Consider the following 12,640-nt stretch of genomic DNA (forward strand, 5'->3'; position numbering starts at 1 on the left):
GGTGACCGGTCCGCCGGGACGGTCACCCGCGCTCCGGCGCGACCACGGGCACGATCTCGGGGGCGCCCAGCCGGATGGCGTCGGCCTCCTGGTCGGAGTCCTGCTCCTGGGAGCGCCGCTCGGCCTCGACGCGCTTGGTGTAGTACTCCACCTCGCGCTTCACCTGCTCGGCGTCCCAGCCGAGCGGCCCGGCCAGCAGTTCGGCGGCCTCCTGCGCCACGGCCAGGCCGCGGTGGAAGGTCTCGATGGAGATGTGCGTGCGCCTGGTGAGCACGTCGTTGAGATGCCGGGCGCCCTCGTGGGTGGCGGCGTAGACGATCTCGGCCCGCAGGTAGTCGTCGGCACCGGCCAGCGGCCGGCCCAGCGACGGGTCGTCCTCGATCAGCTGCAGCACCTCGTCGATGAGCGAGCCGTAGCGCTGGAGCAGGTGCTCGATCCGGGCGACGTGCAGGCCCGAGGTGTGGGCGAGGCGGTAGCGGGAGTTCCACAGCGCCTGGTAGCCCTCGGCCCCGGCCAGCGGGATGCGGTCGGTGCACGAGCGCGGCACCCGCTGGTCGAGCCCGTGCGCCACCGCGTCCACCGCGTCGCGGGCCATCACCCGGTACGTCGTGTACTTCCCGCCGGCGATCATCACCAGCCCCGGCACCGGATGCGCCACGACGTGCTCACGTGACAACTTCGACGTCTCGTCGGACTCCCCCGACAGCAGCGGGCGCAGCCCGGCGTAGACGCCCTCGACGTCGTCGCGGGTCAGCGGCACCGACAACACGGCGTTGACGTGGTCGAGCAGGTAGTCGATGTCGGCCCGGGAGGCCGCCGGATGGCCCTTGTCGAGCGTCCACTCGGTGTCGGTGGTGCCGATGATCCAGTGGCGGCCCCACGGGATCACGAACAGCACCGACTTCTCCGTGCGCAGGATGATGCCGGTGCGGGAGTGGATGCGGTCGCGCGGCACCAGCAGGTGGATGCCCTTGGAGGCCCGTACGTGGATCTGGCCGCGCCCGCCGACCAGCTCCTGGATGTCGTCGGTCCACACGCCCGTGGCGTTGACGACCTGCTGGGCGCGTACGTCGAACTCGGCGCCGGTCTCCAGGTCGCGCGCCCGCACGCCGGTGACCCGCTCGCCCTCCCGCAGGAACCCGACCACCTGGGCGCGCGGCGCGATCCGGGCGCCGTACGTGGCGGCGGTGCGCAGCATGGTCATCACGTAGCGGGCGTCGTCGACCTGGGCGTCCCAGTACTGGACGGCGCCGGTGAGTGCGCTCTTCTTCAGCGCCGGAGCCAGCCGCAACGCCCGTGACCTGGACAGATGCCGATGGCCCGGCACCCCGCGGGTGACCCCGGAGGCGAAGCCGAGCGTGTCGTAGAGCGCCACGCCGGCGCCCACGTAGCCGCGTTCCCACCCGAAATGGGTCATCGGGAACAGGAACGGCACCGGCCGGACGAGGTGCGGCGCCAGGCGCTGGAGCAGCAGCGCCCGCTCCTGCAACGCCTCGCGCACCAGGTCGAAGTTGAGCTGCTCCAGGTAGCGCAGGCCACCGTGGATCAGCTTGGACGAGCGCGACGAGGTGCCGGAGGCGAAGTCGCGGGCCTCCAGCAGGGCCACGTCGAGGCCCCGGGTGGCGGCGTCGAGCGCGGTGCCCGCCCCCACCACGCCGCCGCCGACCACGACCACGTCGAATTCCTGGGCGGACATCTCCGCCAGCGCCGCCGCGCGCTCGGTGGGCCCGAGCCGGGCCACGCTCCTACCCGCCGTCATCGTCTCCCCTTGCGTCGACTGCGGTCAGTACCTACCCGTACGCCCGGTTCCATGTAACGCGTGGACGGCTCAGGCGCGTACGACCTTGACGCCCGCGTCGGTGAGCCGGCCGGTGAGCTCGTCGGAGAGCCGCTCGTCGGTGACCAGCGTGTCGATCTGCTCGATCGGGCAGATGCGGGAGAAGGCCCGCCGGCCCACCTTGGAGGAGTCGGCCACCACCACGACCTGGGCGGCCCGGCTGATCAGCAGGTTGTTCACGCTGGCCTCGCCCTCGTGGTGGGCCGAGGCGCCCAGCTCGACGTCGATCGCGTCGACGCCGAGGAAGGCCACGTCGAGGGTGACCTGTTCGAGCACGCCCGAGGCCAGCGGCCCGATCAGCTCGTACGACTGCTGCCTTGCCACCCCGCCGGTGACCACGATCTTGACGTGCTGCCGCACGGTCAGCTCGGCGGCGATGTTCAGGGCGTTGGTGACGATCGTGAACCCGCTCTCCAGCGTGGACAGCGTGGCGAGGGTGCGGGCCAGCTCGGAGGTGGTGGTACCGCCGTTGAGCCCGACCACGGCCCCCGGGCTCACCAGACCGGCCGCGGCGGCCGCTATGCGGTGCTTCTCGTCGGCGTGCCTGGCCGTCTTGTAGCGCAGCGGCAGGTCGTAGCTGACGCTCTGGGCGACGGCTCCGCCGCGCGTGCGCATGAGCATCTGCTGCTGGGCGAGCTGGTCGAAGTCACGCCGGATCGTGGCGGTCGAGACGTCGAGCGCCTGGGCGGCCTCCTCCACCGACAGCCTGCCCTCCTGGGCGAGCAGCTCCAGGATGGCGTTCCAGCGATCGTAGCGGGACACGAAGCCTCCAATGAGATCCGGACGGGATCAAGCGTGGCACAGGCAGGCAGGTGAGAGCGACCACTGCCCAAAACTGCGCTTTTACTGTATAAAAAAGGCAGAAACAAACACCAACGGGGAGGAACGCGGTGACCACCCATACCGAAGCCGAGATCGAGTCCCAGCCGTCCTGCTGGCGCCGCGCGGTGGCCGACGTGCCCGCGGGCGCGCTGCCCGAGCCCGGCGAGCGGGTGGCCGTCGTCGGCTGCGGCACGTCGTGGTTCATCGCGATGGCCTACGCCACGCTGCGCGAGCGGGCCGGCCTGGGCGAGACCGACGCGTTCGCCGCGTCCGAGGCGCCGGTCGGCCGCTCGTACGACAGGGTGCTCGCGCTGACCCGGTCCGGCACCACGACCGAGGTGCTGGAGCTGCTGTCCAGGACGAGCGCCCGCACGACGGCCATCACCGCCGACCCGAAGACGCCGGTCATGACGGCCGCCGACGAGGTCATCGTGCTCGACTACGCCGACGAGACCTCCGTCGTGCAGACCCGCTTCGCCACCACCCAGCTCGCCATGCTCCGCGCCAGCCTCGGCGAGGACCTGACCGGCGCGATCGCCGACGCCGAGCGGGCCCTGGCCGAGCCGCTGCCCGCCGAGCTCGTCGAGGCCGAGCAGTTCAGCTTCCTCGGCAGCGGCTGGTCGGTCGGCCTGGCCCAGGAGGCCGCGCTGAAGATGCGCGAGGCGTCCCGGTCGTGGACGGAGGCGTACCCGGCGATGGAGTACCGGCACGGCCCGATCAGCATCGCGGGCCCCGGCCGCGTCACCTGGATGCTCGGCACCGCCCCCGAGGGCCTGCGCGAGCAGGTCGAGGCGACCGGCGGCACGTTCTTCGAGAGCGGCCTCGACCCCATGGCCGAGCTGGTGCGCGCCCAGCGGGTGGCGGTCGCGCGGGCCTTCGCCCGTGGGCTGAACCCCGACGAGCCCATGCACCTCACGCGATCTGTGATCCTTTCTTCATGAGCCTTACTCTCGCCGACGCCCGGATCGTGACCCCCGAAGGGGTGCACGAAGGGTGGCTGACCATCGAAGACGGCCGCATCACGCATGTCGGCCACGGATCGGCCCCGAGCCCCGGCCTGAGCCTCGGGGGGCGGCACGTCGTCCCCGGGTTCGTCGACATCCACAACCACGGCGGCGCGGGCGGGTCGTTCCCGACCGGCGACCAGGACAAGGCCCGCGACGCCGTGGCCCTGCACCGGCGGCACGGCACCACCACGATGATGGCCAGCCTCGTCACCGACGCGCTCGACGAGCTGTCCAGGGCCGCCTCCTCGCTGGCCGAGCTGTGCGAGGAGGGGCTGCTGGCGGGCATCCACTTCGAGGGGCCGTACATCGCCAAGGCCCGCTGCGGCGCGCACAACCCCGCCCTGCTGCGCGAGCCGTCGCCGCAGGAGCTGTCGGGGCTGGTCAAGGCCGCGCGCGGGCACGCGCGCATGGTCACCGTCGCCGCCGAGCTGCCCGGCGGCCTGGACACGATCCGCACGGCCGTCGGCGAGGGCCTGATCGCGGCGCTCGGCCACAGCGACGCCGACTACGACCAGGCGATCGCCGCCATCGAGGCGGGCGCCACCGTCGCCACCCACCTCTACAACGCGATGCCGCAGCTCGGCCACCGCGCGCCCGGCCCGATCGCCGCCCTGCTTGAGGACGAGCGCGTCACGGTCGAGCTGGTCAACGACGGCGTCCACGTGCACGCGGCGATGTTGCGCCTGGCCTACGAGGTGGCCGGTCCCGGCCGGACGGTGCTGATCACCGACGCGATGGCGGCCACGGGCCTCGGCGACGGCGACTACGTGCTCGGCCCCATGCGGGTGCGCGTGACCGACGGCGTGGCCAGGCTGGTCGAGGGCGGCTCGATCGCGGGCTCCACCCTCACCATGGACGCCGCCTTCCGCCGCGGCGTGCGCGAGCTCGGCATGTCACTGCCGGACGCGGTCCAGGTGGCCTCGCTGACCCCCGCCAGGGTGCTCGGCCTGGCCGAGGAGATCGGTTCGATCGCCGTCGGCAAGGCGGCCGACCTGGTGGTGCTCTCCGGCGAGCTGGAGGTCGACGGCGTGATGAAGAACGGCGACTGGATCACGGAGCCCTGATGATCATCACCGTGACGCTCAACGCCGCGCTCGACGTGACCTACGAGGTCCCGTCCGTCACCTGGGACGGCGTCAACCGGGTCGGCGCCGTCCACCGGCGGGCCGGCGGCAAGGGCGTCAACGTGGCCCGCGTGCTGGCCGCCCTCGGCCAGGACGTCCTGGTCACGGGGCTGGCGGGCGGGCCCACGGGGCGCGCGATCGAGCACGACCTGCGAGCCGCGGGGCTGCCCGCCGCGCTGACCGGCATCGCCGCCGAGTCCCGCACCACGCTGGTGGTCTCGGAGCCGGGCGGGGCCACGCTGTTCAACGAGCCCGGCCCCGAGGTGAGCGCGGCCGAGCTGGCCGCGTTCGTGGAGCGGTACACGTCGCTGCTGGCCGGCGCCGACGCGGTGGTGGTCTCCGGCAGCCTGCCGCGCGGCGTCCCCGCCGACTTCTACGCGACGCTGGCCGCCGTCGCCGCCCGCGCGGGCGTGCCGGCCGTCGTCGACGCCGACGGCGACCCGCTGCGGCACGCGCCGGAGGGCCGGCCGGCCGTCGTCAAGCCCAACGCCGAGGAGCTGGCCAGGGCGGTTCCCGGCGGCACCCCCGAGGAGGGCGCCCAGGCGCTGCGCGAGCGGGGGGCCGAGGCCGTGGTCGTCTCCATGGGCGCCGACGGGCTGCTCGCCGTGACGGGCGAGGGCACCTTCCGGGCGCGGATGCCCTACACCGTGCGGGGAAACCCGACCGGGGCCGGCGACTCGCTGGTCGCGGGGCTGGCGCTGGGCCTGGTCGAGGGCTCCCCGTGGCCCGACCGGCTGCGGCGGGCCGCGGCGCTGGGCGCGGCCGCCGTGGCCGCGCCGGTCGCCGGCGACTTCGACGGCGAGGTCTACGCCGACATACACCCCCAGATCGTCATCACGTAAGGAGCTCGTCATGGCCCTCGCCGGAATCGGCGACATCGTCCGGCAGTCCCCCGCAGGGGTGGGCGCGTTCAACGTGATCCAGTTGGAGCACGCCACCGCGATCGTGGCCGGCGCCGAGGCGCTCGGCCTGCCGGTCGTGCTGCAGATCAGCGAGAACTGCGTGCGCTACCACGGCGCGCTCGAACCCGTCGCGCTGGCCGCGCTGGCCGTCGCGCGCCGCGCGGAGGTGCCGGTCGCGGTCCACCTCGACCACGCCACCGACCGCGCGCTGGTGGAGGAGGCGGTGGCGCTGGGCCTCGGCTCGGTGATGTACGACGCCTCCGCCCTGCCCGACGAGGAGAACGTGGCGGCCACGGCCGAGGTGGCGGCCTGGTGCCACGAGCGCGGCGTCTGGGTGGAGGCCGAGCTCGGCGAGGTCGGCGGCAAGGACGGCGTGCACGCCCCCGGCGCCCGCACCAAGCCCCACGAGGCGGTCGACTACGTCGCCAGGACCGGCGTCGACGCGCTCGCCGTGGCCGTCGGCACCTCGCACGCCATGACCACCAAGGACGCCGTGCTCGACCTGGAGCTCATCGCCGAGCTGCGGGCGGCGGTGCCGGTGCCGCTGGTGCTGCACGGCTCGTCCGGCGTGCCCGACGACGTGCTGCGCGAGGCGGTGGCCAGCGGCATGAAGAAGATCAACATCGCCACCCACCTGAACAAGGCGTTCACCCGGGCCGTACGCGACTACCTGGCCCACGACGAGCGGGTGGTCGACTCCCGCAAATACCTCAACGCCGGCCGCGACGCCGTGGCCCGCGAGGTGAGTCACCTGCTGGGCGTGCTCACCGGCTGAGCTCCTTGCGCATCACCACGGCCGACCGGCCGTCGAGGTCGGCCCGGCCGATCTCGGCGTAGCCGAGCGAGGTGTACAGCGCGATGTTCGAGGCCATCTTGACGTTGGTGTAGAGGCGCAGGGCGGGCAGGCCGAGCCGGGCGGCCTCCTGCTCGGCGTAGGCCAGCAGGCCCCGGCCGATGCCCCTGCCGTGCAGGTCGGGCCGCACCGCCACGTTGTCCACCAGCAGCGTGCCCTCCTCGGGGATGAGCACGACCAGCCCTTCGAGGCCGTCGGTGACGTGCACCCGGCCCGCGGCGATGAGGGCCGCGTAGTCGGCCTCCATGGGCAGCGGCCGGGTGCCGATGATCTCGGCCCATGGCTGGTAGGCGTCATGGACGAGTTGCTCGACGGCGGCCCTGTCGGCCTCCTGCGCCAGTCTCATGCCCCCAATGATCGCAGCACCCTGTCGACCTGACGATCGAAGGTGCCGGGCGGATTGCGCGGGCTGTCGTGCGAGAGCAGGAACAGCCAGATCAGGCTCTGGAGCCTTCGGCAGTCGCGCAGCCGGCGCGCCTGCGGGCCGCTCAGCTCGAACCGGTCGGCGATCTCCACCTCGCCGTCCACCCACATCGAGACGTGCTCGGACAGCTCGGCCAGCTCGAAGGCCAGGTCGCTGCGCCCGGAGTCCTCGAAGTCGACGATGCGCACGCGCGTGCCGTCCCACAGGAAGTTCGCCAGGTTGCCGTCGCCCGCCCCGAACGCCGGCCGTACGCCCGACTCCCCCGGACGCCAGCCCGCCAGCCAGCGCAGACCCTCCTCAGCCGCGCGGTCGGCCTCCGGACCGCGCGGCCGCCAGCCGGCCAGCCATTCCATGACCTGGCCGGTGACCTCCTCGACCTGCCACGGGCGTACCGGGACGGCCGCCAGCACGCCGGGCGGGACGGCCTCGTACAGCTGCGTGAGCGCCTCGGCCATGGCGGTCAGCGGCGCCTCCCCGGCGGCCAGGCCGCGCAGGGGCACGCCGTCGATCCTGGTCATGCGGACGACGCCGTCCTCGAAGGCGATCGGTCGCGGGGTCAGGCCCGGGGCGTGCTCGGCCAGCAGGGTGAGCGCCTGCCACTCGCGCTCGGCCGCGCCCTCCTTGCCGTCGACGAAGCGCTTGGTGACGACGTCGCCGTCGATGTCGAGGACGTGGGTGTGCACGAGATCGGCCATGCTACGGCAGGATACGGCCTGCCCGGCGAGCCGGCGCCCGTCACCAGGGCAGCGGCTCGCCGTCGCGGAAAAAGCCGCCGGTCACCACGGCAACGGCAGGCCGTCGCGGAAAAAGCCGCCGGTCACCACGGCAACGGCAGGCCGTCGCGGAAGAAGCCGCCGGTCGGCCCGTCGCCGGGCAGGTCCGCCGCCCACAACACGCTGCGCGCGCCCTCGGCGACCGGCCGCCCGCCGGGGCCGCCCATGTCGGTCGCCACCCACCCCGGGCAGACGGCGTTGACCAGGATGCCGTCCCCGCGCAGCTCGGCCGCGAGCATCCTGGTCAGCGCGTTCAGCGCCGTCTTCGACACCGTGTACGCCGGCGTGCCGCCGCCCATCGAGGCCAGCGAGCCGATCTCGCTGGAGACGTTGACGATCCGGCCGTGCACGCTGCCGCGCAACAACGGCAGCAGCGCGAGCGTGACCCGCCAGGCGCCCAGCAGGTTCGTCTCCAGCGCCTCCGACACCACGCCCAGGTCCGCGTCGCAGGCCCGCTGCCAGGTGTCGTAGTGGATGGCGGCGTTGTTGACCAGCACGTCGACCCGCCCATGGGTCTTCTCCAGCTCCCGCGCCAGATCGGCCGCCGACCGCTCGTCGGCGACGTCGAGCCGCCGCGCCAGCACCTCGCCGCCGATCCCGGCCGCCGCCTCGACGGCCTTGCGCTCGTCCCTGGCGGTCAGCACCACCGTGTCGCCCGCCGCCGCGAGCTGCCTGGCCACCTCCAGCCCGATCCCCCGGTTGGCCCCCGTGACCACGCACACCCGGTCCATCTCACGTCCCCCTCAACGTCGCGCGCCTGCGCCGCAGGAACTCCCGCTCGACCTCGTTGCCCGCACGGGCGATGGCCTCGCCGTACGCCCGCGCCGCCTCCTCGTCGCGTCCCAGCCGCCGCAGCAGGTCGGCCCGTACGGCGTGGAACAGGTAATAGCCTGTCACCTCCAGCCCCTCCACCAGCGCCAGCCCCGCCTCGGCGCCCTCCGCCTCGGCCACCGCCACCGCGCGGTGCAACGCCACGACCGGCCCCGGCGTGAACGCCAGCAGCAGGTCGTAGAGCTGGACGATCTGCCGCCAGTCGGTCTCCCCCGCGCTCGCCGCGTCGCCGTGCACGGCGTTGATCGCGGCCTGCACCTGGTAGGGCCCCGGCCGTCCCCACCGCAGGCAGCGCCGTACGATCGCCTGCCCCTCCTCGACCAGCGCGCGGTCCCACAGGGCGCGGTCCTGCTCGGGCAGCGGCACCAGCTCGCCGCCGCCCGCGGTGCGCGCGGCCCGGCGCGCCTGGATCAACAGCATCAGCGCCAGCAGGCCCCATACCTCGGGCTCGTCCGGCATCAGCTCGGCGAGCAGGCGGCCGAGCCGGACGGCCTCCGCGCACAGGTCCTCGCGCACCAGCCGCTCGCCCGAACTGGCCGTGTAGCCCTCGTTGAAGATCAGGTAGATCACCGCCAGCACCGCGCGCAGCCGGTCCGGCAGGTCCGCCGCCGCCGGCACCCGGTACGGGATCCCCGCCTGCCGGATCCTGCTCTTGGCCCTGACCAGCCGCTGGGCCATGGTCGCCTCGGGCACCAGGAACGCGTGCGCGATCTCGGCCGTGCTCAGCCCGCCGAGCAGCCGCAACGTGAGCGCCACCCGCGCGTGCGGGGCGAGCGCCGGATGGCAGCAGGTGAAGATCAGGCGCAGTCGCTCGTCCCGTACGGGCCCCTCCTCGACGGGCTCGTCCCTGGCGTGCAGCAGCGCCGCCTGCACGTACTTGTCGTGGCGGCCCGACTCCCTGCGCAGCCGGTCGACGGCCCGGTTCCTGGCGGTCGTGATGATCCAGCCGGCCGGGCTCGGCGGCGGACCGGCCTGCGGCCACTGCCGCAGCGCGATCGCGAACGCCTCCTGCACCGCCTCCTCGGCGACGTCGATGTCACCGAACACGCGGACGAGCACCGCCACCGCCCGGCCGTACTCCTCCCGGAAGGCCCGTTCGACCTGATCGGACATCCTGCAACCACCTCGCCGACACGCGCGTCACCTTGCGCGTCCTACACGAACGGCGGTGTCCCGATTCGACACGGCGGGCCGGTGGGGACCCCGGAAAGCACTCGGTTCCGGCGGGCCGGTGAGGCCCCCGGAAAGCAGTCGGCTCCCGGAGGCCGCAACCCCCGGGAGCCGTCGCAGACGTCGGTCAGCCGCCGCCTCAGCGCTGGATCGGCGCGACCACGACCTCGACCCGCTGGAACTCCTTGATGTCGGAGTAGCCGGTGGAGGCCATCGTGCGCTTGAGCGCGCCCATCAGGTTCATCGAGCCGTCGGCCACGCTGGAGGGGCCGTGCAGGATCTGCTCCAGCGTCCCGACCGTGCCGAACTCCACGCGACGGCCGCGCGGCAGGTCGGGGTGGTGGGCCTCGGAGCCCCAGTGGAAGCCGTGGCCGGGGGCCTCGGACGCCCTGGCCAGCGGCGAGCCCACCATGACGGCGTCGGCCCCGCACGCGATGGCCTTGGCGATGTCGCCCGAGGTGCCCATGCCGCCGTCGGCGATCACGTGCACGTACCGGCCGCCGGACTCGTCCATGTAGTCGCGGCGCGCCGCGGCCACGTCGGAGATCGCGGTGGCCATCGGCACGGCCACGCCCAGCACGTTGCGGGTGGTGTGCGAGGCGCCGCCGCCGAAGCCGACCAGCACACCCGCCGCGCCCGTGCGCATCAGGTGCAGCGCCGCGGTGTAGGTGGCGCAGCCGCCGACGATGACCGGCACGTCGAGCTCGTAGATGAACTGCTTGAGGTTGAGCGGCTCGGCGCGGCCCGAGACGTGCTCGGCCGAGACGGTGGTGCCGCGGATGACGAAGATGTCCACGCCGGCGTCGATCACGGCCTTGTGGTACTGGACCGTGCGCTGCGGCGACAGCCGGACGGCCGTCGTCACCCCGGACGCCCGGATCTCCTCGATCCGGCGCCCGATCAGCTCCTCCTTGATCGGCGCGTCGTAGATCTCCTGGAGCCGCCGGGTCGCGGCCGCGGCGTCGAGGGCGGCGCACTCCTCCAGCAGCGGGGAGGGGTCTTCGTAGCGCGTCCAGAGCCCTTCGAGGTCGAGGGGGGCCAGGCCGCCGAGCCGGCCGATCTCGATCGCGGTGGCGGGCGAGACCACGCTGTCCATGGGGGCGACGACGACGGGCAGCTCGAACCGGTAGGCGTCGATCTGCCAGGCGATCGACACCTCCTCCGGGTCACGGGTGCGTCGCGAGGGCACGAGCCCGATCTCGTCGAGCGCGTACGCCCTCCGCCCGGTCTTGCCCCGGCCGATCTCCACCTGCTGAGTCATGAACTTACCTTCTGTGATAGTTCGGAGCTTCCACGGTCATCTGGATGTCGTGGGGGTGGCTCTCCTTGAGGCCCGCTGCCGTGATCGGCATGAGCTCGCAGTCGGTGTGCATCTGCTCGATCGTGCGGCAGCCGGCGTACCACATGCCCTGGCGCAGCCCGCCGATGAGCTGGTGGGCGACGGCCGCGACCGGCCCGCGGTAGGGCACCTGCCCCTCGATGCCCTCGGGGATGTACTTGTCGTCGCCGCCGACGTCGGCCTGCGCGTAGCGGTCCTTGCTGAAGGAGGTGCCGCCGCGCTCGCGGTTGCGCACCGCGCCCAGCGACCCCATGCCCCGGTACGACTTGAACTGCTTGCCGTTGATGAAGATCAGCTCGCCCGGCGACTCCTCGCAGCCGGCGAGCAGCGAGCCCAGCATGACCGTGTCGGCGCCGGCCGCGATGGCCTTGACGATGTCGCCGGAGTACTGGAGGCCGCCGTCGCCGATCACCGGCACCCCGGCCGGTGCGCACGCCTTGGACGCCTCGTGGATGGCCGTGACCTGCGGCGCGCCCACGCCGGCCACCACGCGGGTGGTGCAGATGGAGCCGGGGCCGACGCCGACCTTGACCGCGTCGGCGCCCGCGTCGACCAGCATCTGGGCGCCCGCCCTGGTCGCGATGTTGCCGCCGATGACCTGGACCTGGCTGTTGGCCTTGAGCTTGGCGATCATGTCGGCCAGGCCCTTGGAGTGACCGTGGGCCACGTCGACGACGACGACGTCGACCCCGGCCTCGATCAGCGCCTTGGCCCGCTGCTCGGCGTCGCCGCCGACGCCGATGGCCGCGCCGACCAGCAGGCGGCCGTCGGCGTCCTTGGTGGACAGCGGGTACTGCTCGCTCTTGGTGAAGTCCTTCACCGTGATCAGGCCGCGCAGCCTGCCGTCGGGGTCGACGAGGGGCAGCTTCTCGATCTTGTTCTGCCGCAGCAGCGCGAACGCGTCGTCGCGCGAGACCCCCACCGGCGCGGTGACCAGCGGCATCTTGGTCATGACCTCGCGCACCGGGCGGCTCTGGTCGGTCTCGAAGCGCATGTCGCGGTTGGTCACGATGCCGACCAGCGTGCCCGCCACGTCCGTCACCGGCACGCCGGAGATCCGGTACGTCGCGCACAGCCGCTCGACGTCGGCCAGCGTGTCGTCGGGGCTGCAGGTCACCGGGTTGGTCACCATGCCGGCCTCGGACCGCTTGACCAGGTCGACCTGCTGGGCCTGCTCCTCGACCGACAGGTTGCGGTGGAGGATGCCGATGCCGCCCTGGCGCGCCATGGCGACCGCCATGCGGGCCTCTGTGACGGTGTCCATGGCCGCGGAGACGAGCGGGATGGACAGCGTGATGTCCCGTGACAGACGGGATCTGGTGTCGGCCTCACCTGGTTGGAGATCGGAGTAGCCGGGCACCAGCAGCACGTCGTCGAAGGTCAAACCCATCTCGGTGAACTTGGACATGCCTCGGCCCCCTCCTGACCTCTGCGCTGATTGACCTAAGTCTAGGGCCTGCCTCCAAAACGCAACGAAGCCGGGCGCACGACGGCCCCACGCCCCGTCGTGCGCCCGGCATCGCCGTCCGGAACGCGCAAAGTGCAGGGGGATGGGACG

Annotated in this window: 12 protein-coding genes; 4 read left to right on the plus strand and 8 right to left on the minus strand. The window is 73.0% G+C overall.

Translation table 11 applies throughout. The features are described 5' to 3' along the window. Positions 1 to 22 precede the first annotated feature (22 nt). Positions 23 to 1,759 carry a glycerol-3-phosphate dehydrogenase/oxidase gene (locus ABT158_RS40175; RefSeq protein WP_352362815.1) on the minus strand — a complete coding sequence of 579 codons (1,737 nt, stop codon included), beginning with the start codon at positions 1,757 to 1,759 and terminating at the stop codon, positions 23 to 25. 69 nt (positions 1,760 to 1,828) lie between these two features. After that, on the minus strand, positions 1,829 to 2,599 hold the full coding sequence (locus tag ABT158_RS40180; protein ID WP_352362817.1) for a DeoR/GlpR family DNA-binding transcription regulator: 771 nt from the start codon (positions 2,597 to 2,599) through the stop codon (positions 1,829 to 1,831). Positions 2,600 to 2,727: 128 nt separating this feature from the next. Here ABT158_RS40180 and ABT158_RS40185 point away from each other — a divergent pair, with 128 nt between their 5' ends. From ABT158_RS40185 to ABT158_RS40200, 4 genes are read left to right on the plus strand one after another with little or no spacing between them, the layout of a single operon-like run. Beyond that, positions 2,728 to 3,600 carry an SIS domain-containing protein gene (locus ABT158_RS40185; RefSeq protein ID WP_352362819.1) on the plus strand — a complete coding sequence of 291 codons (873 nt, stop codon included), beginning with the start codon at positions 2,728 to 2,730 and terminating at the stop codon, positions 3,598 to 3,600. Then, on the plus strand, positions 3,597 to 4,730 hold the full coding sequence (gene nagA / locus ABT158_RS40190; RefSeq protein WP_352362820.1) for an N-acetylglucosamine-6-phosphate deacetylase: 1,134 nt from the start codon (positions 3,597 to 3,599) through the stop codon (positions 4,728 to 4,730). Before ABT158_RS40185 ends, nagA begins: the two co-directional genes overlap by 4 nt. Next, positions 4,730 to 5,632, plus strand: a complete 903-nt coding sequence (locus ABT158_RS40195) for a 1-phosphofructokinase family hexose kinase (RefSeq protein WP_352362821.1) — start codon at positions 4,730 to 4,732, stop codon at positions 5,630 to 5,632. The genes nagA and ABT158_RS40195 overlap by 1 nt, the downstream gene beginning before the upstream one ends. 10 nt (positions 5,633 to 5,642) lie before the next feature. Further along, entirely contained in the window at positions 5,643 to 6,467 is an 825-nt protein-coding gene (locus ABT158_RS40200; protein WP_352318705.1) for a class II fructose-bisphosphate aldolase, read from the plus strand. Here ABT158_RS40200 and ABT158_RS40205 read toward each other — a convergent pair. The 6 genes from ABT158_RS40205 to guaB all read right to left on the minus strand — a co-directional run bounded on the left by ABT158_RS40205 (position 6,457) and on the right by guaB (position 12,490). After that, on the minus strand, positions 6,457 to 6,891 hold the full coding sequence (locus tag ABT158_RS40205) for a GNAT family N-acetyltransferase (protein WP_352362823.1): 435 nt from the start codon (positions 6,889 to 6,891) through the stop codon (positions 6,457 to 6,459). The genes ABT158_RS40200 and ABT158_RS40205 overlap by 11 nt on opposite strands. Beyond that, positions 6,888 to 7,664, minus strand: coding sequence for a phosphotransferase family protein (locus ABT158_RS40210; RefSeq protein WP_352362825.1), 777 nt, complete (start codon positions 7,662 to 7,664; stop codon positions 6,888 to 6,890). The genes ABT158_RS40205 and ABT158_RS40210 overlap by 4 nt, the downstream gene beginning before the upstream one ends. A gap of 122 nt (positions 7,665 to 7,786) precedes the next feature. Further along, a complete protein-coding gene (locus tag ABT158_RS40215; RefSeq protein WP_352362827.1) occupies positions 7,787 to 8,473 on the minus strand; it encodes an SDR family oxidoreductase in 687 nt (228 codons plus the stop codon). Position 8,474: 1 nt separating this feature from the next. Then, positions 8,475 to 9,686, minus strand: a complete 1,212-nt coding sequence (locus ABT158_RS40220) for an RNA polymerase sigma factor (RefSeq protein ID WP_352362829.1) — start codon at positions 9,684 to 9,686, stop codon at positions 8,475 to 8,477. 196 nt (positions 9,687 to 9,882) lie between these two features. Continuing rightward, positions 9,883 to 11,004 carry a GuaB3 family IMP dehydrogenase-related protein gene (locus ABT158_RS40225; RefSeq protein ID WP_352362831.1) on the minus strand — a complete coding sequence of 374 codons (1,122 nt, stop codon included), beginning with the start codon at positions 11,002 to 11,004 and terminating at the stop codon, positions 9,883 to 9,885. Positions 11,005 to 11,008: 4 nt separating this feature from the next. Further along, the gene (guaB, locus tag ABT158_RS40230; RefSeq protein WP_352362833.1) at positions 11,009 to 12,490 is read right to left on the minus strand and encodes an IMP dehydrogenase; all 1,482 of its coding nucleotides are present in this window, start codon (positions 12,488 to 12,490) and stop codon (positions 11,009 to 11,011) included. Positions 12,491 to 12,640: the final 150 nt, after the last annotated feature.

The sequence above is a fragment of the Nonomuraea sp. NPDC001636 genome (genome assembly GCF_040298265.1).
Taxonomy (GTDB): Bacteria; Actinomycetota; Actinomycetes; order Streptosporangiales; family Streptosporangiaceae; genus Nonomuraea.